Source organism: Enterobacter wuhouensis (assembly GCF_004331265.1).
Lineage (GTDB): Bacteria > Pseudomonadota > Gammaproteobacteria > Enterobacterales > Enterobacteriaceae > Enterobacter > Enterobacter wuhouensis.
Genome location: NZ_SJOO01000015.1, coordinates 1 through 23137 on the forward strand (window position 1 = coordinate 1; position 23137 = coordinate 23137).

Sequence of the window (23137 nt, forward strand, 5' to 3'; positions counted from 1 at the left end):
CAGTGCCGCTTCGCTTTTCTCAGCGGCGCGGGGTGTGCATATTACGCTCCCCCGCTATAGAGTCAAGCTTTTATTTCGCCTTTCTCTGTTGACCCGGCGGCCTGTAAGCCGTTGTTCCGTGTCAGTGGAGGCGCATTATAGGGCGTTATTCTGAAGCCGCAAGAATAAAGTGAAAATTATTTACTGACCGCTCACTTTCCAGGCAAACCACCTTCCAAACTTCAATTTTCGCCTGGTTTTTAAACAAAAACGAGCCGCAAGCGGCCCGTTTTTGCGTTTTGTGACTTACTGCACTGCCACAATGCGATCGTTGTTGGCTTCCAGACGGATAACTTTGCCCGGAACTAACTCCCCTGAGAGGATTTGTTGCGCCAGCGGGTTTTCGATCTGCTGCTGGATAGCACGTTTCAATGGACGCGCCCCATACACCGGATCGTAGCCATTCTCGCTTAGCAACTTCAGCGCATCGTCAGAGATGTGGATTTCATATCCCCGATCTTCCAGACGTTTATACAGACGCTGCAGCTGGATCTGAGCAATCGACGCAATGTGTTTTTCACCCAGAGGATGGAACACCACCACTTCATCAATACGGTTGATGAACTCCGGACGGAAGCTTTGGCTAACTACACCGAGCACCAAATCTTTCATATGACCGTAATCCAGTTCACCGAAACGTTCCTGAATCAAGTCGGAACCCAGGTTAGAGGTCATGATGACAACCGTGTTACGGAAGTCGACCGTTCTCCCCTGGCCGTCCGTCAGACGACCGTCATCCAGGACCTGAAGCAGAATGTTGAACACATCCGGGTGCGCTTTTTCCACTTCATCCAGCAGGATGACGGAATAAGGACGACGACGGACCGCTTCAGTCAGATAGCCACCTTCTTCATAGCCGACATATCCCGGAGGCGCACCGACCAGACGCGAGACGGAGTGTTTCTCCATAAACTCGGACATATCAATGCGCACCATCGCGTCGTCGCTGTCGAACATAAAGTTAGCCAGCGCTTTACACAGCTCGGTCTTACCGACACCGGTTGGCCCGAGGAACAGGAACGAACCAATTGGGCGATTCGGGTCAGACAGCCCGGCACGGCTACGGCGGATAGCGTTGGAAACCGCTTCAACCGCCTCGTTCTGGCCAATCACGCGGTTATGCAGGTCCTGCTCCATGCGCAGCAGTTTTTCGCGTTCGCCTTCGAGCATGCGTGCCACCGGAATACCGGTCCAGCGCGCCAGCACTTCAGCAATTTCGGCATCCGTCACTTTATTACGCAACAGACGCATCGTTTTGCCTTCGGACTGCGTCGCAATCTCAAGCTGTTTCTCCAGCTCAGGAATTTTGCCGTACTGCAGCTCGGACATCCGCGCCAGATCGCCAACGCGACGCGCCTGCTCAATGGCAATCTTTGCCTGTTCCAGTTCTGATTTGATCGTCTGGGTGCCAGAAAGAGAAGCTTTCTCCGCTTTCCACTCTTCTTCTAACTCAGAGTACTGACGCTCTTTATCGTCCAGCTCTTCGTTCAGCATATCCAGGCGTTTCTTACTGGCTTCATCAGACTCTTTCTTCAGCGCCTGCTGTTCCAGCTTGAGCTGAATGATACGACGGTCGAGTCGGTCTAGCTCTTCCGGCTTTGAGTCAATCTGCATACGAATGCTGGATGCAGCTTCATCAATAAGGTCGATGGCTTTATCCGGCAGCTGGCGGTCAGCAATATAGCGATGCGAAAGCGTCGCCGCAGCCACGATAGCCGGGTCAGTGATCTGCACATGGTGGTGCAGCTCATAGCGTTCTTTCAGACCACGCAGGATCGCAATGGTATCTTCAACGCTTGGCTCAGCCACAAACACTTTCTGGAAACGACGCTCCAGCGCGGCATCTTTTTCAATGTACTGACGATACTCGTCAAGCGTCGTTGCGCCGACGCAGTGAAGCTCACCGCGCGCCAGCGCCGGTTTCAGCATGTTCCCGGCATCCATCGCGCCGTCCGCTTTACCCGCACCGACCATGGTATGCAGTTCGTCGATAAACAGGATAACGTTGCCTTCCTGTTTCGCGAGGTCGTTAAGCACGCCTTTGAGACGCTCTTCGAACTCGCCGCGGTATTTCGCACCGGCCACCAGCGCGCCCATGTCCAGCGCCAGCACGCGGCGGCCTTTCAGCCCTTCCGGCACCTCACCGTTAACGATACGCTGCGCCAGGCCTTCAACGATGGCGGTTTTACCGACACCCGGTTCACCAATCAGCACAGGGTTATTTTTGGTACGGCGCTGCAGCACCTGGATGGTACGGCGAATTTCTTCATCACGGCCGATAACCGGGTCAAGTTTGCCCTGTTCAGCACGCTCGGTCAGATCGACCGTAAATTTCTTCAAAGCCTGACGTTGGTCCTCGGCTCCCTGATCGTTCACGCTTTCACCTCCGCGCATGTTCTCAATCGCCTGAGTCACGTTGGCGGTGGTCGCACCGGCAGTTTTCAGCAGGTCGGTCAAGGTACCGCGTGATTCAAGCGCCGCCAGAACAAAAAGCTCCGACGAAATAAAGTTGTCCCCACGTTTTTGCGCCAGCTTGTCGCAAAGGTTCAGCACGCGCACCAGATCCTGGGACGGCTGGACGTCGCCGCCGGTACCTTCTACCTGCGGTAAACGGCTCAGCGCCTGATCGATGGCTGTACGCAGCTGGCCAGCATTGATGCCAGCGGACGTTAATAAAGGACGTACCGATCCCCCTTCCTGATTCAGCAAGGCGCTCATTAAATGAAGAGGTTCGATGAATTGGTTGTCGTGCCCCAGTGCGAGAGACTGGGCATCGGCGAGAGCAAGCTGGAATTTATTAGTAAGACGATCCAGACGCATAACTCCTCCCATAACAGGTCAAATTTGCTACTGGAGATTAAATGAGGTCATCCCTCAATTATTCAAGGTTAATGACCTGAATTATGTGAAAAGAAAACGGCACGTGCCGGATCGTCTTGATTCTTTAGGTTATATCAGCCAAATGAAACTTGCCATACGACCCGTCGTCTTGTCGCGGCGATAGGAGAAAAAATCACCCTTTTCGGTGAAGGTGCAGCGATCGCCGCCGAAGATCTGCGTCACGCCGACATTATTCAGGCGCTGGCGCGCAAGCTGGTAAATATTGGCCAGGTATTTCTCCCCGGACGGGAGGAAAGCATCCGCTGCCTGCGGATCTTTTTCCATAAATGCTTCACGGACCTCTGGTCCCACTTCAAATGCTCGGGGGCCAATGGCCGGGCCGAGCCAGGCGATGATATTGTCTGGCTCATCGTTAAAGCAGGCGACAGTCTCTTCCAGTACACCTTCACACAGGCCGCGCCAGCCCGCATGGGCTGCCGCCACTTCAGTGCCCGCACGGTTACAGAACAGAACCGGCAGGCAGTCAGCGGTCATCACGGCGCACACCGTTCCCGGCGTGTTGCTGTAGGAAGCATCGGCACGTTTAGACGCATAGGGCGCCCCCGACAGCGTCAACACATCCTTGCCGTGAACCTGTTCAAGCCAGACCGGTTTCGACGGTAGCTTGCCCGCAGCAAACAGACGTTTACGGTTTTCTTCAACGTGTTCCAGGCTGTCACCGCAGTGCGCGCCGAGGTTCAACGACTCCCACGCCCCCTGGCTCACACCGCCAATTCGGGTCGAACTGCAGGCTACCACACCTTCAGGCAGCGGCCACTCCGGGACAATCAGTTTGGTCATAACCAGTCCACGTGATCCTTATGTTCTTCAAAATCAGCGCGCAGCGCTTCGATAAGCTCCACCATATCCTGTGGGATCGGCGCATGCCACTCCATCTGAATACCGGTGATTGGGTGGTAAAGCCTCAGCATGGTTGCATGCAGCGCCTGACGATCGAATTTACGCAGAACGCTAATGAATGCTTCCGATGCGCCTTTTGGCGGACGCGGACGACCACCATACACCTGGTCACCCACCAGCGGATGAGTGATATGTGCCATATGAACACGGATCTGGTGCGTACGCCCCGTCTCCAGACGCAACCGCAGACGCGTGTGAATGCGGAAATGCTCCATAATGCGGTAATGCGTCACCGCCGGTTTCCCCATGGGATGCACCGACATATGGGTACGTTTGGTTGGATGACGGCTGATCGGCTCTTCAACCGTGCCGCCAGAGGTCATATGACCGATCGCTACCGCTTCATACTCACGCGTAATTTCGCGCAGCTGCAGCGATTCCACCAGACGAGTCTGAGCAGGGACGGTCTTCGCCACTACCATAAGGCCGGTCGTGTCTTTATCCAGACGGTGCACAATCCCGGCACGCGGTACGTCCACGATCGGCGGATAATAATGGAGAAGCGCGTTAAGTACCGTACCGTCAGGATTTCCCGCGCCCGGGTGAACCACAAGGCCACGAGGCTTGTTGATCACCAGAATGTCATCATCCTCATAGACGATGTCCAGCGGGATGTCCTGCGGCTCGAAGCGGATTTCCTCTTCGATTTCAGCATTGATGGCGACAGCTTCCCCACCTAACACTTTCTCTTTTGGTTTGTCCCAGATCTTGCCGTTTACCAGCACGCGCTGGTCAAGGATCCATTCTTTTATACGTGAACGCGAATAATCAGGGAACAATTCGGCCAAAGCCTGATCTAAGCGTTGACCGAGCTGATTTTCGGAGACTGTTGCGGTGAGTTCTACTCGTTGTGCCATAAACTGCTTCTTCGTTTAACGTTGGGTTTTACGGCTTCGCCGTTTAATATAGTGTGCTATTGTAGCTGGTCTTAATCGGGAGCAGGAACAGAGTTTCTCCCGGACAAACATTTGAGGAAAGTCAAAACGTCATGACGCGCATGAAATATCTGGTGGCAGCGGCCACGTTGAGCCTGGCTTTGGTGGGCTGCTCCGGTTCAAATGAACAGGTCCCTGACAATCCGCCGAATGAAATCTATGCGACTGCACAACAAAAGTTGCAGGACGGTAACTGGAAACAGGCGATAACGCAACTGGAAGCGCTGGATAATCGCTATCCATTTGGCCCTTACTCGCAGCAGGTGCAGTTAGATCTCATCTACGCCTATTATAAAAATGCCGATCTGCCGCTGGCTCAGGCAGCCATCGATCGCTTCATGCGTCTGAACCCGACCCATCCTAACATCGATTACGTGATGTATATGCGCGGTCTGACTAACATGGCGCTGGATGACAGTGCTCTGCAGGGCTTCTTCGGCGTGGATCGTTCCGACCGTGACCCGCAGCACGCGCGTGATGCCTTCAATGACTTCTCCAAGCTGGTACGCGGCTACCCGAACAGTCAGTACATTACCGACGCCACCAAGCGTCTTGTGTTCCTGAAAGATCGTCTGGCGAAATACGAATACTCTGTGGCGGAATACTATACCCGCCGTGGTGCATGGGTTGCGGTCGTTAACCGTGTAGAAGGTATGCTGCGCGATTACCCGGATACCCAGGCAACGCGCGATGGCCTGAAGCTGATGGAAAATGCTTATCGTCAGATGCAGATGACGTCTCAGGCTGAAAAAGTGGCGAAAATCATTGCCGCAAACAGCAGCAACACCTGATATTGCCTCAATGCAAAACGGCAGCCCGAAGGCTGCCGTTTTTTTATTCATTTTAGAGCGTCGCTGAAGGGCGTTAGCCTCAACACATCCAGTCAACTATGGCCCCAATTTTTGCCTTCGACAAGGTAAATCTCACCTCTTCCTGCCCTTCCTCACAAAAAAGATTCCCTGACAAAAACCGACAAAATAACGTGATCTAAATCACACATTTTGACATTAGGTCGGGTATGCTGGAATCACCAAGACGGAAAGACAAGAGGTAAAATTTATGACAATGAACATTACCAGTAAACAAATGGAAATTACTCCGGCAATCCGCCAGCACGTCGCAGACCGTCTCGCCAAACTGGATAAATGGCAAACTCATTTGATTAATCCACATATCATCCTGTCCAAGGAGCCGCAGGGTTTCATCGCTGACGCAACTATCAATACTCCAAACGGCCATCTGGTCGCCAGCGCAAAACACGAGGATATGTACACCGCAATCAACGATTTGATCAACAAGCTGGAACGGCAGCTCAATAAAGTGCAACACAAAGGTGAAGCCCGTCGCGCCGCAACATCGGTGAAAGACGCCAGCTTCGCGGAAGAAGTTGAAGAAGAGTAATCCTTTAAATTGAGTGTACCGCCAACGCGCCTTCGGGCGCGTTTTTTGTTTTTTATTGACAGGGTGAAAACAGTACGGGTACTTTAACGGTATCAATCACAGGATGATTTTATGAAACTTACGCCGTTCTTCTTCGCATTCTTTTTTACCTTCCCCTGACCGGGAGGCGTTTCGTCGTGTGATAAAGAATGCGAAGACGAACAACAAGGCCTCCCACTCCGGGAGGCCTTTTTTATTGATAACGATAAAATGAGACAGGCAACACTATGACACCGGAAAACCCGTTATTGGATCTGCGCGTAAAAATCAGCGCGTTGGATGAAAAGTTACTGGCCCTGCTGGCCGAACGCCGCACGCTTGCCGTGGAGGTGGGCAAAGCCAAGCTGGATTCCCACCGTCCCGTGCGCGATATCGACCGCGAGCGCGATTTACTGGAGCGATTGATTCAGCTTGGCAAAGCGCATCATCTTGATGCCCACTACATCACCCGCCTGTTCCAGCTCATTATTGAAGATTCCGTTCTGACCCAGCAGGCGTTACTGCAGCAGCATCTGAATAAAACCAACCCGCACTCTGCGCGTATCGCCTTCCTCGGCCCGAAAGGTTCGTACTCACACCTTGCTGCGCGTCAGTACGCAGCGCGCCATTTTGAAGAGTTTATCGAGAGCGGCTGCGCCAAGTTTGCCGACATTTTTAACCAGGTCGAGACCGGCCAGGCAGATTACGCCGTGGTGCCGATAGAGAACACCAGCTCCGGCGCCATCAACGACGTTTACGATCTGCTGCAGCACACCAGCCTGTCGCTGGTTGGCGAGCTGACGATACCGATCGATCACTGCGTGCTGGTCTCCGGCTCCACCGACCTGAGCAAGATCGAAACGGTATACAGCCACCCGCAGCCTTTCCAGCAGTGCAGCCAGTTCCTCAACCGCTATCCGAACTGGAAAATCGAGTACACCGAAAGCACCTCTGCGGCGATGGAAAAAGTAGCCCAGGCGAACTCGCCAACCGTTGCTGCGCTCGGCAGTGAAGCCGGTGGCGCGCTGTATGGCCTGCAGGTGCTGGAACGTAACCTGGCAAACCAGACGCAAAACATTACCCGCTTCGTGGTGCTAGCACGTAAGGCCATTGACGTTTCGGATCAGGTACCGGCCAAAACCACCCTGTTGATGGCGACCGGCCAGCAGGCAGGTGCACTGGTAGAGGCCCTTCTGGTACTGCGTAACCACAACCTGATCATGACCAAGCTGGAATCTCGCCCCATTAACGGCAATCCGTGGGAAGAGATGTTCTATCTTGATATTCAGGCCAACCTGGAATCTGCATCCATGCAGAAAGCCCTGCGCGAGCTGGGCGAGATCACCCGTTCAATGAAGGTGCTGGGCTGCTATCCTAGCGAAAACGTCGTCCCGGTCGACCCGGCCTAACGTTCGATAAAGCGGCTTTTCTTCATCCCTGCCACGCTGACCGGCAGGGTGAAGATGGCGCCAGAAAGGGGATACTGCGCCACCTCGTCCTCGTCCATATTTTCCCGCGTGGTGGTAATAAACAGCGTTTTCATGTCCTCGCCGCCAAAGCAAACCATTGTCGGACAACGCACCGGCAGCCGATACTCTTCCAGCTGCTCGCCCTGCGGTGAAAAACGGGCAATACGCCAGCCATCGAACAGTGCGCTCCAGTAACAGCCCTCGCTATCCATCGCCGCCCCGTCGGGTATGCCTTCCCCCTCGTTAAACCGGCGAAATACCTCACGCTGACCGGGTTCGCCCTGCTCATCAAGCGGCGTGCGATAGATAACGCCGTTTGGCGTGTCTGAGGTAAACATCCACTGATTATCCGGGCTAAACGCTAAGCCGTTGTGGCCGTGAATATCACACTGGATCACTTTCGGCGTCAGGTCATTGTCGATGCGCATCAGCAGGGCGCCGTTGTAATCCCCCGGCCCCCAAAACGTACCGGCGTAGAATCGCCCCAGATAATCGGTTCCACCATCATTAAAACGTGCGAGCTGTGGGTTAGACGGGTTATCACACACCTTGCGTCGCAGCAGGCCGTGCTTATCGGTCAGCCAGATGCCGGTTCGCATCGCAACGATAAACCCACCGCGTTCGCGCAGAGCAAAACAGCCCACCTCTTCGTGGAAAGAGAGCACTGAATGGTCGCCCGTTGGCAAATGATAACGGTGGATCTCCCCTTCCAGAATATCAGCCCAGTAGAGCGCATCTTCTTCTGCACTCCACGTCGGGCACTCAGGCAAGTGCCCGGTGTAATTCAACAGCAGCTGCGGTTCAGCCATGACAGGTCCCCAAAATGAAAAAAGCCAGCAATGCTGGCTTTCAGTATATACATCATCGCATTACTGGCGACTGTCATTTGCCTGGCGCAACAGCGTGCGGCTCTCGCTCTGGAAGCGCGTCGCATAGTCACCGAACCAGTGCTCTACCTTACGGAAGCTGTCGATAAACGCCTGTTTATCCCCCTGCTCCAGCAGAGTGATGGCTTCACCGAAGCGCTGATAGTAGCGTTTGATGAGCGCTATATTATTCCCGGAAGACATAATAATGTCGGCGTAAAGCTGAGGGTCCTGCGCAAACAGACGCCCGACCATCGCCAGCTCCAGACGGTAAATAGGTGAAGAGAGCGCCAGCAGCTGTTCAAGCTGAACGTTCTCTTCCGCCAGATGCAGGCCATAAGCAAAGGTCGCAAAGTGGCGCAGCGCCTGGATGAACGCCATGTTCTGGTCATGCTCAACCGCGCTAATACGGTGCAAACGCGCGCCCCAGACCTGAATCTGTTCCAGGAACCACTGGTACGCTTCCGGCTGACGGCCGTCGCAGTAGACGACAACCTGCTTTGCAAGGCTGCCGCTGTCCGGGCCAAACATCGGATGCAGACCCAGCACCGGGCCGGTATGCGCCGCCAGCATTGCCTGCAGCGGCCCATTTTTGACGGAGGCTAAATCCACCAGAATGCAATCTTCCGGCAGGACAGGAAGCTTCCCGATGATCTGTTCCGTGACGTGAATAGGCACACTGACGATGACCATTCCCGCATCTTTCATCAGCTCTGGCGCGCGAGCCCAGTCATCTTTCTCCAGAATGCGCACCTGGTAGCCTGACAGCGTGAGCATCTTTTCAAACAGACGCCCCATCTGGCCACCGCCGCCCACGATCACCACCGGGCGCAGCGAAGGACAGAGGGTTTTGAAGCCCTTGTCGTTTTCGCTGGAATAGGATTCCCGCATCACGCGACGCAGAACATCTTCGATCAAATCTGGCGAAACGCCCAGCGCCTGGGCCTCTTTACGGCGGGAGGCGAGCATCGAGGCTTCGCGCTCCGGGACGTATATCGGCAGGCCGTACTTGCTTTTGACCTCACCTACCTCTGCAACCAATGCCATACGGCGCGCCAGCAGGTCCAGCAGCGCCTTATCCACTTCATCAATTTGATCGCGTAATGCGGTCAATTCAGCAACCATAGCTAACCTCTTAAGCCAGACGCGACGACAGCTGGCCGTTTAAATCTTTGTGGATCTCACGCAGCAGCGCATCGGTGGTTTCCCAGCTGATGCAGGCGTCCGTTACGGACACGCCGTGCTTCATTGCGCTGCGCGGTTGTTCAGATGACTGATTGCCTTCGTGAATGTTGCTCTCAATCATCAGACCGATAATCGAACGGTTGCCATCTTTGATCTGTGCGATCACGGATTCCGCAACCGCAGGCTGGCGACGGTAATCTTTATTAGAGTTACCATGACTGCAATCTACCATCAGCGCCGGGCGCAGTCCCGCCTGTTCCATCTCTTTTTCACACTGTGCCACGTCCGCAGGGCTGTAGTTCGGCGCTTTTCCGCCGCGCAGGATCACGTGCCCATCCGGGTTACCCTGGGTTTGCAGGAGGCACACCTGGCCCGCCTGGTTAATGCCGACGAAACGGTGCGGCATGGCGGCGGCGCGCATCGCGTTAATCGCCGTTGCCAGGCTGCCGTCGGTACCGTTTTTAAAGCCGACCGGCATCGACAGGCCAGAGGCCATTTCGCGGTGCGTTTGCGATTCCGTGGTGCGGGCACCAATCGCAGACCAGCTAAACAGATCGCCCAGGTACTGCGGGCTATTCGGATCCAGCGCTTCGGTTGCCAGCGGCAGCCCCATGCTGACCAGCTCCACCAGCAGGCGACGCGCAATCTTCAGGCCTGCTTCCACATCAAACGAGCCATCCATGTGCGGATCGTTAATCAATCCTTTCCAGCCAACGGTAGTACGTGGCTTTTCAAAATAGACGCGCATCACCAGATAGAGGCTATCGCTGACCTCCTCCGCTAATGTTTTAAATCGACGAGCGTACTCAATGGCGGTTTCAGGATCGTGAATGGAGCAAGGACCACACACCACCAGCAGGCGCGGATCGCGGCCAGCAATGATGTCAGAAATAGTCTGGCGCGAGTGCTCAATCTGAGCCTCCTGCGCGATGCTCAGCGGGAATTCCGCTTTCAGTTGATCGGGAGTAATTAAAACCTGTTCGTCGGTAATGTGTACGTTGTTCAGCGCGTCTTTTTGCATGGTGGCGATCCTGTCTGGCTCGTTTGCGATAGTTTGTTTCCTCTGAGAGGTGGAACAACGATACCACAACAAGTAAAGATTTCAATCCAAAATACGTACAAATAAGTTTACACAAGCCGATTTATTGCAAAAAACAGCCGCTAAATACGTAAACTTAAAATTACACACATCTTTATTCATGCCAGGCTATGCTGAAGAATAAAGGAGAATCGCTATGCATTCGATGGCTGTTGCACTGCTGGTCTTGCTTTTGTCGGGCTGCCAAATCAATCCTTATACGTTTCAACCCGACTGGACAAGCCCCAGCTGGTTTGATGCCGGTAAGGAAGACGCCATGAATGGACTACCGGTTAAAGATAATCAGGCCCTGGCCGATATCTTTAACGATGCGCATGTTGACCGCAGCGAATATCTTCGTGGCTATAAAGATGGCCAAAAAAAAGTGTGCGAGGAAGGATTCATTCATGCCTGGGGATTGGCGGGTAAATCATTCCCTGCTAGCTGTGATACCGCTGATAATGCGGCAACGCTGCATGAGGCATGGCAAAAAGGAATGGAACAAAGCATGAGCAGCAGCAGACTTAATTGATTATATTTTTAACCATCAGAATAAATACAACTGTCAGATTTAACCTAAGTCAACTCAGTTGCATTGCTGACATAATGACGGCTTTGATAAACAATGCTATTCTGCCCGCAACTCTTAAGGACATCTATTTCCAGAGCGGTTTGGCGGATTCTGGTGAGAAATTCATTCTTGATCTCTTTGTTCCGACTTACCCTGGTGCTCGTACTGATCCTTACGGCTGGTTCAGCGGCTGCGGGCACGCCCACAGATACCGATAAATCAGTACGTTCTATTGTTTCCGGTATTGTGAGTTATACCCGATGGCCGTCCCTCTCCGGACTGCCCAAACTTTGTATTTATGCCACATCTCACTATGTGCAGGCACTCAGCCGTGAAGACGGGCAAAGCGAGTTGCCTTATACCTCTGTCATTGTACGTAACGACCGGGAAGCACTAACAGCAATGTGCGACGCAATATATTTCGGGAGCGAATCCCCTGCCCAACAACTTGATTTAATAAGTCAATATCAGGGCCGAGCGTTGTTATTAATCTCAGAGCATAATCCGGAATGTGTTATTGGCAGCGCATTTTGTCTGATAATAGAAGACGTCCGGGTAAGGTTTTCCGTCAATCTGGATGCACTGTCTCGCAGTGGCGTTAGAGTCAATCCGGATGTATTAATGCTGGCACGGAATAAGAAGCATGAATAAGGATTTCACTTCAACACCGCGTCCTACGTTTAAAAGAACGCTACGACGTATCAGTATGATAAGCGTCATAATAACAATGACGTTTATATGGCTGTTGCTGTGTTTTGCCTCCGTGGTGACATTAAAGCAATACGCTCAAAAAAATCTCGAATTAACTGGCGCAACCATGAGCCACAGTCTCGAGGCCTCTCTGGTGTTTAATGATGCTCTGGCGGCCAATGAAACCCTCGCGACCCTCGGCAAACAGGGGCAGTTTGCGGCTGCGGAAGTCCTCAACGTCAACAAAAAACAGTTTGCCTACTGGTCATGGAACCCTGAGGATAACACCGACACCCTGGGTGCGCTGGTTAGCCGCTGGCTGTTCCCTGTTCCGGTTACACAGCCAATAATGCATAACGGCAATACCATAGGCGAAATTCGCCTTACCGCACGCGACAGCCTTATCAGCCATTTTATCTGGATGTCATTTGCCGTACTCACCGGCTGCATACTGTTTGCTTCTGCCGTTGCGCTCACCATTACCCGCTCGCTGCACCACGGCATGGTCACCGCCATGCAGAACATCACGGACGTCGTTCATGATGTCCGCACCAACCGTAATTTCTCCCGCAGGGTCAAGGCAGGCCGTATTGAAGAATTTCACCAGTTTGGTGAAGATTTCAACAGCCTTCTGGATGAAATGGAAGAGTGGCAGCTTAAGCTGCAGGCGAAGAATGCTCAGCTGATGCGCACCGCCATGCACGATCCCCTGACGGGGCTGGCGAACCGCGCTGCATTTCGTAACAGCATTGCGGCATTGATGAATGACACTTCTGCAAAAACGAATTCGGCCCTGCTTTTTCTGGATGGCGATAACTTTAAGCTAATTAATGATACCTGGGGACATGCGGCAGGAGACTGCGTCCTCATTGAGGTCGCCAGCAGAATGGTTGAGTTTGGTGATAAGCGCCATCAGTCATACCGTCTGGGCGGCGATGAGTTCGCAATGGTGCTGTACGGCGTCCATTCTGAACATGAGGTTAAAGACATTTGTGCTGCGCTTTCGCAGCAGTTTATTCGCCCGTTCGATCTGCATAACGGGCATACCGCATCAATGTCACTCAGCATTGGCTTTGCTCTGGCGTGGGAAAATGCATCTCTGGAAGCATTGCTGGAGCGAGCGGACCGCAACATGTACCAGGTCAAAAACCAGCGTACAAAAACAATAAGTTAGGAAGGATACACTATGTTAAAGCGATACTTCACGCCGCTGTTGCTGGCATCACTGGTTCTGACAGGCTGCCAGACGCAGCCAAAGGGCAAATTCACGCCAGAGCAAATTGCGGCGATGAAGTCTTACGGCTTTAACGAACTGAACGGCGACTGGTCCCTGGGCCTTTCGGACAAAATATTATTTGATAAAAACGATGCCAGACTGCGTCCGGAAAGTGAAACGCAGATCCAGACCATGGCATCACGCCTGGCAGCAACCGGCCTGAACCACGCGCGTATGGACGGGCATACCGACAATTACGGCGAAGAGAGCTACAACGAAGCGCTGTCGTTAAAACGTGCGAACGTGGTGGCTGATGCCTGGGCGAAAGGAGCCCACGCCCCCCGCAGCAACTTCACGACGCAGGGATTAGGCAAAAAATATCCTGTAGCCAGCAACAGCACCCCACAAGGACGTGCTGAAAACCGCCGCGTTGCGGTGGTCATCAGCACGCCATAGGTTATTTAGCGGACGATTCGGTGAGCGACACCCCAGAGGCCGCTCGCCATCTCAGCCAGTCAACGATGATGAATATCGCCAGACTGACGCCCATCACCGGCAATGCCAGCCCCAGCAGTACGCCTGCCGCCAACGTCACGGCCCTCCCCCAACGCGGTAGAGCCAGCCAGCTTTGACAAAGCGTCTGGACAGGGTTAGACGCAGATAGTGCAGGACGACGCATCCACCACATCCGGTATCCCCAGATAATCAGCACGCACAACGCAATACCGAACGCGATAAGCAAAAGCTGATTGACCAGACCAAACAAGATCCCCATATGGAAATCTACGCCCCAGCGGGTGAGTTTTGCCATTAACGGGAAGTCATCAAAGCAGGTTCTGTCCAGAATCTGCATCGTTCGGGGATCAACCGCAACGGCATCCACCTGCGTGGGCCAGCTACGATCGATTTCCGTCACCGTCCAGGCCCGATCGGCCATTCTTGCCGGACGGATCTCAAGCTTATTAGCATTGATCCCCGCATTACGGGCGGCATGCAATACCGCGTCAAACTGCGAAAGCGCCATCGTCATCTCCGGCATTACCCTCCCGCCGTGGTGGCCGCGATGTTCAGCGTGTTCGTCCATGACCATTGGCGCACCGGAGAGCATCGTATTAACCTGCGGCGTCAGCCAGTTCATCCCGGCTCGCAGCTTATCAACGTTTCCTCCTGCCCACTGGGACCACGTCAGCCCGGTTGCGGAAAATAACAGCATCCCGCCCAGCAGGCTCCAGCCCAGGATGACGTGCAGACGGCGGCGATTCTGAAAGCGATTGTTCATCCGGCGCTTTGGTCGGGTGTAGAACCACAGGGCGATACCTCCCAGGGCGGACACCCACATCCAGGACGCGGCCAGCTCGCTATAGAGTCGTCCAAAATCGCCCATCATTAATGAATTATGCAAATAATCGATCTTCTGGCGCAGCGGCAAAATCCCGCTGGTGCCATATACCGTCATATCTCCGCGCACCTCAAGGCTTACAGGATCGATAAAAATGGCACGATGTTCAGATGGCCCAAGCGCCGGGTCTGCAAACATCACGCGGGTAGTTTCACCATTCACCAGACCAGGCCGAACGGCGTGCAAACGCAGCTTTGTCCCAACGGTTTTCTCCGCTACGGCAATTTGTTCCGCCAGCGGCTGCAGCTTACCCGCGGCATCAGCGTGAAGCGCATGACGATAAACCGCATTCTCAAGCTGCGGCGTCGCCACATACAGCGTACCGGTTAGCGCGGCAAAGAAGATAAACGGGCCGACAAACAGCCCAACGTAGAAATGGAGGCGACGCAGCAGGTTTCCCCATGCCGCGCGCGGAGTGCAGGTAGTCATACTTTTCCTTTTTAAGGCAGTAAGTTATCAATTTATTTTTTAAAGGGAAAAAGCAGACTGCCGCGGCGGCGCGCGGGTATCAGGGTAAAGCCAGGGGAAAAAGTGCCAGTGGCTGACCGCCTGGCGCGGCGGCTTAACGCGAAGCCTCTGCAGCACCGCGCTGAGCAGGACAATCAACGCCAGCATCACGCCCGGCACATGCGCCATCAGCACGCAGTAGCCACACGCTTCCGCATGGTCGACGGGCACGGAATGCGGCATATCGCCATGATGGTCATCCATCGACATCATGCTCATGTCATGATGCATACCCGGCATCGCGCTCATGGGATCTTTTTGCAGCGAGACGGAGATAAGCGGCGCAACCACGATCAGCAGGATCGCAAACAGCGCGGCCAGTGCCGCTGCGCGTTTCCAGTTATGCCGATGCAGTACGTTATTCACTTACCCTCCAGGGAAGAGGCGAGCATTGTAAATGATTTATGTCGAAAGGGTTAACGCGAGAGGTGCGATGGGATAAAAAAAGGGCCAGCCTTTCGGCCAGCCCTTTCTAACAGGATGTCGCTTAAGCGAATCTTAGTTCAGACGCTCTTTAATACGAGCAGACTTACCAGTACGCTCACGCAGGTAGTACAGTTTAGCTTTACGTACAGCACCACGACGTTTAACAGCAATGCTGTCAACTACCGGAGAGTGAGTCTGGAAGACACGCTCAACGCCTTCGCCGTTGGAAATTTTACGAACAGTGAATGCAGAGTGCAGACCGCGGTTACGAATAGCGATAACCACGCCCTCGAATGCCTGCAGACGTTTTTTGGAACCTTCAACAACCCATACTTTCACTTCCACGGTGTCACCTGGACGGAAGGAAGGTACGTCCTGCTTCATCTGCTCTTGTTCAATTTGTTTAATGATGTTGCTCATAATTTAATCTCTTATCCTGGGTAAACTGATATTCGGGCGCGTATTACGCATTCCCATCATGTTCATGCTGCTGGTGCGCGTGTTCAGTTTTGAACTCGGCCAGCAACTTTGCTTGCTCTTCAGTCAGAGCCAGGTTTTCCAGAAGTTCAGGTCTTCTAAGCCAGGTTCGGCCCAGCGACTGCTTCAAACGCCAGCGACGTATCTCGGCATGGTTTCCAGACAGTAACACTGCCGGGACGTCCATACCTTCTAACACTTCAGGACGAGTATAGTGTGGACAGTCCAGCAATCCATCGGCAAACGAATCTTCCGTTGCCGAGGCTTCATGGCCCAGTACACCCGGAATAAACCGGGCAACAGAGTCAATCAGCGTCATTGCCGGTAACTCACCACCGCTGAGAACGTAATCGCCGATAGACCATTCTTCGTCAATCTCGGTTTGAATTACGCGCTCATCTATCCCTTCGTAGCGACCACAGACCAGAATCAGCTTTTGATTCGTCGCCAGTTCGCTCACGCCCGCTTGATCAAGCTTGCGTCCCTGAGGTGACAGATAAATCACCTTCGCGCCTTCACCTGCCGCGGCTTTTGCTGTGTGAATGGCGTCCCGTAAGGGTTGCACCATCATTAACATCCCCGGTCCGCCGCCGTAAGGACGATCGTCCACGGTACGGTGCCGGTCATGAGTGAAGTCACGAGGACTCCAGCTCTGGATGTTCAGCAGGCCATTCTTTACTGCCCGGCCAGTTACCCCGTAATCGGTAATCGCGCGGAACATTTCAGGAAACAGGCTAATTATGCCAATCCACATAGCGCCGTCTTTTACCGTTTATCCGGAGAATTTAAAAACCAGGATCCCAATCTACTTCAATGGTTTGAGTAGTGAGATCGACTTTCTTGATAACCTGTCCATCGAGGAACGGAACCAACCGCTCCTTGATGCCAAATGCATCTTTCAGGTTTGCCTTGATGACGAGAACGTCATTTGACCCGGTTTCCATCATATCGATGACTTTTCCCAGGCTGTAGCCTTCGGTAGTGACCACCTGGCAACCCATAAGGTCTTTCCAGTAGTAGTCGCCCTCTTCCAGCTGTGGCAACTGCGACGAATCCACGACAATTTCACAATTAGTCAGCGCATTCGCAGCATCACGATCGTCAACGCCTTTCAGCTTGATGATGATGTCCTGATTGTGGTGACGCCAGCTTTCCAGCTCGACCTCTTCCCACTTACCGCCTTTCTGGATAAACCAGGGCTGGTAATTAAAAATGCTATCAGCGTCTTCAGTGGAGGAAAACACTCTGAGCCAACCACGGATACCGTAGCAAGAACCCATTTTTCCCAATACGATCGGTTCAACAGGTGCTTTGTTGCTCATCATGACCACCGTGACAGATTAAGCTGCTTTGTTTGCTGCTTTGATCAGCGTAGCAACGCGATCGGAAACAGTAGCGCCCTGGCCAACCCAGTGAGCGATACGATCCAGATCCAGACGAGTTTCTTCTTCTGCGCCAGCGGCCAGTGGGTTGAAGAAACCAACGCGCTCGATGAAGCGACCGTTGCGTGCATTACGGCTGTCAGTTACAACAACCTGGTAGAACGGACGCTTTTTAGCGCCGTGACGAGCTAAACGAATAGTAACCATAACATCCTCTTGTGTGAATAAAACACCCAGGCCCCATCGAGGAACGGAACCCGGGTGTCATATTAAAAGCCCGAAAATTTTACTCATTTTCGGGCAAAAAGCAATCTCAAAAGCGATTAACGGCCAGGAAAACCGGGTGGCATCATGCCTTTCATGCCGCGCATCATCTTCGCCATGCCGCCTTTCTTCATTTTCTTCATCATGCGCTGCATGTCGTCGAACTGTTTCAGAAGGCGGTTTACGTCCTGCACCTGCATGCCGCAGCCGGCCGCAATACGGCGTTTACGGGAACCCTTGATGATTTCTGGCTTCGCACGTTCTTTCAGCGTCATCGAGTTGATGATCGCCTCCATACGCACCAGCACCTTGTCATCCATCTGGGATTTGACGTTGTCAGGGATCTGGCCCATGCCCGGCAGTTTGCCCATCAGGCTTGCCATGCCGCCCATGTTTTTCATCTGTCGCAGCTGCTCAAGGAAGTCGGTCAGGTCAAAACCGTCGCCTTTTTTCAGCTTGCTGGCGAGTTTCTCGGCCTGCGCACGGTCAACCTTGCTCTCGATATCTTCGATGAGCGACAGCACGTCGCCCATGCCGAGAATACGGGAAGCAATACGGTCCGGGTGGAACGGCTCCAGCGCTTCGGTCTTCTCACCCACGCCGAGGAATTTAATCGGCTTACCTGTGATATGACGAATGGAAAGCGCCGCACCGCCGCGGGCGTCGCCGTCAACTTTAGTCAGCACCACGCCGGTTAACGGCAGCGCTTCGTTAAAGGCTTTCGCGGTATTCGCCGCATCCTGACCGGTCATGGCGTCAACCACAAACAGGGTTTCTACCGGATTGATAGAAGCATGCACCTGCTTGATTTCGTCCATCATCGCTTCGTCAACATGCAGACGACCGGCGGTATCCACCAGCAGCACGTCGTAGAACTTCAGCTTCGCCTCTTTCAGCGCCGCGTTAACGATGTCGACAGGCTTCTGCGCCACGTCAGACGGGAAGAAATCCACGCCAACCTGCTCTGCCAGGGTTTCCAGTTGCTTAATCGCCGCCGGGCGATAGACGTCGGCAGACACCACCAGCACTTTTTTCTTGTGCTTCTCGCGCAGGAATTTACCCAGCTTACCGACGCTGGTGGTTTTACCCGCACCCTGCAGGCCCGCCATCAGCACAACGGCCGGAGGTTGAGCCGCCAGGTTAAGCACCTGGTTCTCTTCGCCCATCGCCGCAACCAGTTCGTTACGGACGATTTTGACGAACTCCTGACCTGGAGTCAGGCTTTTGTTCACTTCGTGACCAACCGCTTTCTCTTTAACGCGGCTGATAAAATCACGCACGACCGGCAGCGCCACGTCGGCTTCGAGCAGCGCCATGCGGACTTCGCGCAGCGTCTCTTTAACATTTTCTTCGGTAAGGCGTCCGCGGCCGCTGATGTTGCGCAGCGTGCGCGACAAACGATCGGTTAAATTATCAAACATTGTCTCTCGCCTGGGGTAGAAACGTTGGGTCGCATAAGCGACACATACACAGAATTTTGCCGGAGTATAACATGAAGGCGCCTTTGTTGTTATGCAACGGTTGGAGCACGCGTCACGTAACGTTATACTGCTTCTCTTTCTTATTAAGACGACTGTCGACGCCCATATGCCTGTTTTCGCACTGATCGCCCTTGTTGCCTACTCTGTCAGCCTCGCGCTGATCGTTCCTGGACTGCTGCAAAAAAACAGCGGCTGGCGGCGCATGGCAATTCTTTCGGCGGTGATCGCACTCATAAGCCATGCGTTTGCGCTCGAATCACGCATTATTCCCGGCGACGGCAGCGTGCAAAACCTGAGCGTTCTGAACGTAGGCTCGCTGGTCAGCCTGATGATCTGTACGGTGATGACCATCGTCGCGTCTAAAAACCGCGGCTGGCTGCTGCTGCCGATTGTCTATACGTTTGCGCTGATCAATCTGGCATTAGCCACGTTCATGCCCAATGAATTCATCACGCATCTGGAGGCGACGCCGGGAATGCTGGTGCACATTGGCCTGTCGCTGTTTGCCTATGCGACGCTGATCATTGCCGCACTCTACGCGATGCAGCTCGCCTGGATTGACTACCAGCTGAAGAACAAAAAGCTGGCCTTCAACCACGAAATGCCGCCGCTGATGGTCATTGAACGCAAGATGTTTCACATCACCCAGGTCGGCGTAGTTCTGCTGACGCTGACGCTCTGCACCGGGCTGTTTTATATGAAAAACCTGTTCAGCGTAGAGAATATCGATAAAGCGGTCCTCTCCATCATCGCGTGGTTTGTCTATATTGTCCTGTTATGGGGCCATTATCACGAAGGCTGGCGGGGTCGCCGCGTAGTCTGGTTTAACGTTGCGGGGGCTGGCATTCTCACCCTTGCCTATTTTGGCAGCCGCGTCATACAGCAATTTGCTGGCTAAGTAACAAAGGAGTTCCCCCTGGAACACATCTCTACCACCACGCTGATCGTTACGCTGATCGTCATGGTGGTCATCTCCGCCTATTTCTCCGGCTCGGAAACCGGCATGATGACGCTAAACCGCTACCGGTTGCGTCATCGCGCTAAGCAGGGTAACCGCGCTGCCCGTCGCGTTGAAAAGCTGCTGCGCAAGCCTGACCGCCTGATAAGCCTGGTGCTTATCGGAAACAACCTCGTGAACATCCTGGCCTCAGCGCTGGGGACCATCGTCGGTATGCGCCTCTACGGTAACGCCGGCGTCGCCATTGCCACCGGGGTTCTGACGTTTGTGGTACTGGTGTTTGCCGAAGTGCTGCCGAAAACCATCGCAGCGCTTTATCCTGAGAAGGTTGCCTATCCGAGCAGCTTCCTGCTGGCTCCCCTGCTGATCCTGATGATGCCGCTGGTCTGGCTGCTGAACATGGTCACCCGCCTGCTGATGCGCATGGTCGGCATCAAGGCTGACGTCACCATCAGCAGCGCGCTCAGCAAAGACGAGCTGCGCACCATCGTGAATGAATCCCGCTCGCAAATCTCACGTCGTAATCAGGACATGCTCCTGTCGGTTCTGGATCTGGAAAAGGTCAGCGTCGACGACATCATGGTGCCGCGAAACGAAATCGTCGGGATTGATATCAACGACGACTGGAAGGCCATCGTCCGCCAGCTCACGCACTCGCCGCATGGGCGCATTGTGCTCTACCGCGACTCGCTGGATGACACCATCAGCATGCTGCGCGTGCGTGAAGCCTATCGCCTGATGACCGAGAAAAACGAGTTCACCAAAGAGGTAATGCTCCGCGCCGCTGACGAGATTTACTACGTGCCGGAAGGTACTCCCCTCAGCACGCAGCTGGTGAAGTTCCAGCGCAATAAAAAGAAAGTCGGTCTGGTGGTCGATGAGTACGGCGATATTCAGGGGCTGGTAACGGTCGAAGATATTCTGGAAGAGATTGTCGGTGACTTCACGACGTCAATGTCCCCTTCCCTCGCAGAAGAAGTGACGCCGCAAAACGATGGTTCGGTGCTGATTGACGGCAGCGCGAACATACGTGAACTCAATAAAGCGTTCAACTGGCACTTGCCGGAAGATGAAGCCCGAACGATAAACGGCATGATTCTTGAAGCGCTGGAAGAGATCCCGGCAGCGGGAACCCGCGTGCGCATTGAGCAGTACGATATTGATATCCTGGACGTGCAGGACAATATGATTAAGCAGGTGAAGGTCCTGCCCGTTAAACCGTTACGCGAAAGTATCGCTGAATGATGTTGTAGGCCGGGTAAGGCGAAGCCGCCACCCGGCACTACAGGGCGGCGAATTATGCCTTCGCTTTCGCCACGGTCACCATTGCGGCGCGAATGGTACGGCCATTCAGGGTGTAACCTTTCTGCATCACGCCCAGCACCTTACCGGCTTCGATCTCTTCAGATTCCACCATCGCAATCGCCTGGTGAACGTTTGGATCCAGCGGCACGTTGGTATCGGCAATCACTTCCACGCCGAACTTACGCACCACGTCCAGCATGGATTTCAGCGTCAGTTCGATACCTTCGATCATCGCCGCGTTGTCCGGATTGGCTTTATCAGCGACTTCCAGGGCGCGATCCAGGCTGTCAATCACCGGCAGCAGTTCGTTGACAAACTTCTCCAGCGCAAACTTATGCGCTTTTTCAACGTCCAGCTCGGTGCGACGACGCAGGTTTTCCATCTCCGCTTTGATACGCAGTACGCCATCGCGCTCGCGATTCTGCGCTTCTACCAGCTGGGCTTCCAGATTGGCAATCTTTTCATCGCGCGGGTCCACCTGCTCAGCAGACGCATCTGACTCAACGGCTTCAACGTCGTCGTGCTGTTCCGTGATAATTTCTTCAGGGGCTTGCCCCTCAGGCGTTTTCTGTTCTTTACTACTCATGAATTTCTCCGCGTTTTTCTGCATTCATCTCGCTAACTTCGCTTATTATGGGGATCAGTTTCCGGGATTCAAGGGAACAAGACAGATTGTCATCATTCATCAGGCACAAGGACCTCCAGAAAATGAATAATCATTTCAGGTGTATTGGGATCGTCGGGCATCCGCGCCACCCTACCGCATTGACGACACATGAAATGTTGTATCGCTGGCTGTGTGGCAAAGGCTATGAAGTGATGGTTGAGCAGCAAATCGCTCAGGAGCTGCAGCTTAAGAGCGTCAAAACCGGTACGCTGGCAGAGATTGGCCAGCAGGCGGACCTCGCCGTAGTGGTCGGCGGCGACGGCAATATGCTGGGTGCAGCCAGAACCCTGGCTCGCTATGACATCAAGGTTATCGGCATCAACCGCGGTAACCTCGGTTTTCTGACCGACCTCGATCCGGATAACGCCCAACAGCAGCTGGCCGACGTGCTGGAAGGCCACTATATCAGTGAAAAACGCTTTCTGCTGGAAGCGCAGGTGTGCCAGCAGGACTGCCAGAAGCGCATCAGCACCGCCATTAACGAGGTGGTTCTTCACCCCGGTAAAGTGGCGCACATGATTGAGTTCGAAGTGTATATCGACGAAATCTTTGCCTTTTCGCAGCGCTCTGACGGGCTGATCATCTCGACACCGACCGGCTCTACCGCCTACTCGCTCTCTGCCGGCGGTCCGATCCTGACCCCATCCCTGGATGCCATCACCCTGGTGCCGATGTTCCCGCATACGCTCTCCGCCCGCCCGCTGGTGATCAACGGCGACAGCACGATACGTCTGCGATTCTCGCACCGCCGTAATGACCTTGAGATCAGCTGCGACAGCCAAATCGCGCTGCCCATACAGGAAGGTGAAGATGTGCTGATTCGCCGCTGCGATTACCATCTGAATCTTATCCATCCGAAAGATTACAGCTATTTCAACACATTAAGCTCTAAGCTCGGCTGGTCAAAAAAATTGTTCTGATTTCGCATCCAGCGCTTTACTGTATAAAAAACCAGTTTATACTGTATGAAAACACAGTTATGGTTTTTCATACAGGAAAACA

Annotated in this window: 25 protein-coding genes and 1 other annotated feature; of the genes, 11 read left to right on the plus strand and 14 right to left on the minus strand. The window is 53.7% G+C overall.

Annotated features, from left to right (window positions below):
• Nucleotides 1–285: 285 nt before the first annotated feature.
• The 3 genes from clpB to rluD form a co-directional block, all read right to left on the minus strand.
• Nucleotides 286–2859, minus strand: coding sequence for an ATP-dependent chaperone ClpB (gene clpB / locus E0L20_RS21490; RefSeq protein ID WP_131635723.1), 2574 nt, complete (start codon nucleotides 2857–2859; stop codon nucleotides 286–288).
• A 129-nt stretch (nucleotides 2860–2988) separates the two neighbouring features.
• The gene (gene yfiH / locus E0L20_RS21495) at nucleotides 2989–3720 is read right to left on the minus strand and encodes a purine nucleoside phosphorylase YfiH (protein WP_131635724.1); all 732 of its coding nucleotides are present in this window, start codon (nucleotides 3718–3720) and stop codon (nucleotides 2989–2991) included.
• Nucleotides 3717–4697 (minus strand): 23S rRNA pseudouridine(1911/1915/1917) synthase RluD, encoded by a 981-nt coding sequence (gene rluD, locus E0L20_RS21500; RefSeq protein ID WP_131635725.1) that lies wholly within the window; start codon nucleotides 4695–4697, stop codon nucleotides 3717–3719. Before rluD ends, yfiH begins: the two co-directional genes overlap by 4 nt.
• Nucleotides 4698–4828: 131 nt before the next feature.
• Here rluD and bamD point away from each other — a divergent pair, with 131 nt between their 5' ends.
• From bamD to pheA, 4 genes are all read left to right on the plus strand, one after another.
• Nucleotides 4829–5566 carry an outer membrane protein assembly factor BamD gene (gene bamD / locus E0L20_RS21505; RefSeq protein WP_131635726.1) on the plus strand — a complete coding sequence of 246 codons (738 nt, stop codon included), beginning with the start codon at nucleotides 4829–4831 and terminating at the stop codon, nucleotides 5564–5566.
• Between the two features lie 268 nt (nucleotides 5567–5834).
• Complete coding sequence (raiA, locus tag E0L20_RS21510; RefSeq protein WP_003863162.1) at nucleotides 5835–6176, plus strand: ribosome-associated translation inhibitor RaiA; 342 nt, start codon at nucleotides 5835–5837, stop codon at nucleotides 6174–6176.
• A 110-nt stretch (nucleotides 6177–6286) separates the two neighbouring features.
• Nucleotides 6287–6412, plus strand: a sequence feature (Phe leader region).
• Nucleotides 6288–6335, plus strand: a complete 48-nt coding sequence (pheL, locus tag E0L20_RS21515; protein ID WP_100249759.1) for a pheA operon leader peptide PheL — start codon at nucleotides 6288–6290, stop codon at nucleotides 6333–6335. It overlaps the preceding feature by 48 nt.
• A 30-nt stretch (nucleotides 6413–6442) precedes the next feature.
• Entirely contained in the window at nucleotides 6443–7603 is a 1161-nt protein-coding gene (gene pheA / locus E0L20_RS21520) for a bifunctional chorismate mutase/prephenate dehydratase (protein WP_131635727.1), read from the plus strand.
• On the opposite strand, the gene E0L20_RS21525 is transcribed toward pheA, so the two are convergent.
• Genes E0L20_RS21525 through aroF form a run of 3 tightly spaced genes read right to left on the minus strand, consistent with a single transcriptional unit; the run spans nucleotide 7600 to nucleotide 10735 of the window.
• Nucleotides 7600–8472: an SMP-30/gluconolactonase/LRE family protein gene (locus tag E0L20_RS21525; RefSeq protein WP_131635728.1), complete on the minus strand. Its 873-nt coding sequence runs from the start codon at nucleotides 8470–8472 to the stop codon at nucleotides 7600–7602. The genes pheA and E0L20_RS21525 overlap by 4 nt on opposite strands.
• 60 nt (nucleotides 8473–8532) lie before the next feature.
• The gene (gene tyrA / locus E0L20_RS21530; RefSeq protein WP_131635729.1) at nucleotides 8533–9654 is read right to left on the minus strand and encodes a bifunctional chorismate mutase/prephenate dehydrogenase; all 1122 of its coding nucleotides are present in this window, start codon (nucleotides 9652–9654) and stop codon (nucleotides 8533–8535) included.
• 10 nt (nucleotides 9655–9664) lie between these two features.
• Complete coding sequence (aroF, locus tag E0L20_RS21535) at nucleotides 9665–10735, minus strand: 3-deoxy-7-phosphoheptulonate synthase AroF (RefSeq protein ID WP_131635730.1); 1071 nt, start codon at nucleotides 10733–10735, stop codon at nucleotides 9665–9667.
• 214 nt (nucleotides 10736–10949) lie between these two features.
• Here aroF and E0L20_RS21540 point away from each other — a divergent pair, with 214 nt between their 5' ends.
• The 4 genes from E0L20_RS21540 (at nucleotide 10950) to E0L20_RS21555 (ending at nucleotide 13725) form a co-directional block, all read left to right on the plus strand.
• A complete protein-coding gene (locus tag E0L20_RS21540) occupies nucleotides 10950–11324 on the plus strand; it encodes a DUF2799 domain-containing protein (RefSeq protein WP_131635731.1) in 375 nt (124 codons plus the stop codon).
• A gap of 153 nt (nucleotides 11325–11477) precedes the next feature.
• Complete coding sequence (gene yfiR, locus E0L20_RS21545) at nucleotides 11478–12014, plus strand: regulatory sequestration protein YfiR (RefSeq protein WP_207389463.1); 537 nt, start codon at nucleotides 11478–11480, stop codon at nucleotides 12012–12014.
• A complete protein-coding gene (dgcN, locus tag E0L20_RS21550; protein ID WP_131635733.1) occupies nucleotides 12007–13227 on the plus strand; it encodes a diguanylate cyclase DgcN/YfiN in 1221 nt (406 codons plus the stop codon). The genes yfiR and dgcN overlap by 8 nt, the downstream gene beginning before the upstream one ends.
• A 12-nt stretch (nucleotides 13228–13239) precedes the next feature.
• Nucleotides 13240–13725: an OmpA family protein gene (locus tag E0L20_RS21555; protein WP_131635734.1), complete on the plus strand. Its 486-nt coding sequence runs from the start codon at nucleotides 13240–13242 to the stop codon at nucleotides 13723–13725.
• A gap of 1 nt (nucleotide 13726) precedes the next feature.
• On the opposite strand, the gene E0L20_RS21560 is transcribed toward E0L20_RS21555, so the two are convergent.
• The 7 genes from E0L20_RS21560 to ffh all read right to left on the minus strand — a co-directional run bounded on the left by E0L20_RS21560 (nucleotide 13727) and on the right by ffh (nucleotide 19145).
• Nucleotides 13727–15097: a PepSY-associated TM helix domain-containing protein gene (locus E0L20_RS21560; RefSeq protein ID WP_131635735.1), complete on the minus strand. Its 1371-nt coding sequence runs from the start codon at nucleotides 15095–15097 to the stop codon at nucleotides 13727–13729.
• 39 nt (nucleotides 15098–15136) lie between these two features.
• Nucleotides 15137–15541 (minus strand): DUF2946 domain-containing protein, encoded by a 405-nt coding sequence (locus tag E0L20_RS21565; protein WP_131635736.1) that lies wholly within the window; start codon nucleotides 15539–15541, stop codon nucleotides 15137–15139.
• Nucleotides 15542–15673: 132 nt separating this feature from the next.
• Entirely contained in the window at nucleotides 15674–16021 is a 348-nt protein-coding gene (gene rplS, locus E0L20_RS21570; protein WP_006178051.1) for a 50S ribosomal protein L19, read from the minus strand.
• Nucleotides 16022–16064: 43 nt separating this feature from the next.
• On the minus strand, nucleotides 16065–16832 hold the full coding sequence (gene trmD / locus E0L20_RS21575; protein ID WP_125914974.1) for a tRNA (guanosine(37)-N1)-methyltransferase TrmD: 768 nt from the start codon (nucleotides 16830–16832) through the stop codon (nucleotides 16065–16067).
• Between the two features lie 31 nt (nucleotides 16833–16863).
• Nucleotides 16864–17403 carry a ribosome maturation factor RimM gene (gene rimM, locus E0L20_RS21580; protein WP_021241995.1) on the minus strand — a complete coding sequence of 180 codons (540 nt, stop codon included), beginning with the start codon at nucleotides 17401–17403 and terminating at the stop codon, nucleotides 16864–16866.
• A gap of 15 nt (nucleotides 17404–17418) precedes the next feature.
• Entirely contained in the window at nucleotides 17419–17667 is a 249-nt protein-coding gene (rpsP, locus tag E0L20_RS21585) for a 30S ribosomal protein S16 (RefSeq protein WP_003863133.1), read from the minus strand.
• Nucleotides 17668–17783: 116 nt separating this feature from the next.
• On the minus strand, nucleotides 17784–19145 hold the full coding sequence (gene ffh, locus E0L20_RS21590) for a signal recognition particle protein (protein WP_131635737.1): 1362 nt from the start codon (nucleotides 19143–19145) through the stop codon (nucleotides 17784–17786).
• Nucleotides 19146–19311: 166 nt separating this feature from the next.
• Here ffh and E0L20_RS21595 point away from each other — a divergent pair, with 166 nt between their 5' ends.
• Entirely contained in the window at nucleotides 19312–20103 is a 792-nt protein-coding gene (locus tag E0L20_RS21595) for a cytochrome C assembly family protein (protein WP_131635738.1), read from the plus strand.
• Between the two features lie 18 nt (nucleotides 20104–20121).
• Nucleotides 20122–21408: an HlyC/CorC family transporter gene (locus tag E0L20_RS21600; RefSeq protein ID WP_131635739.1), complete on the plus strand. Its 1287-nt coding sequence runs from the start codon at nucleotides 20122–20124 to the stop codon at nucleotides 21406–21408.
• 52 nt (nucleotides 21409–21460) lie between these two features.
• Here the strand turns inward: E0L20_RS21600 and grpE are convergent, their stop codons facing one another.
• Nucleotides 21461–22054, minus strand: a complete 594-nt coding sequence (gene grpE, locus E0L20_RS21605) for a nucleotide exchange factor GrpE (RefSeq protein ID WP_165500742.1) — start codon at nucleotides 22052–22054, stop codon at nucleotides 21461–21463.
• A gap of 122 nt (nucleotides 22055–22176) precedes the next feature.
• Between grpE and nadK the strand changes: the two genes are divergently transcribed.
• Nucleotides 22177–23055 carry an NAD(+) kinase gene (gene nadK / locus E0L20_RS21610; protein WP_126544799.1) on the plus strand — a complete coding sequence of 293 codons (879 nt, stop codon included), beginning with the start codon at nucleotides 22177–22179 and terminating at the stop codon, nucleotides 23053–23055.
• Nucleotides 23056–23137 lie beyond the last annotated feature (82 nt).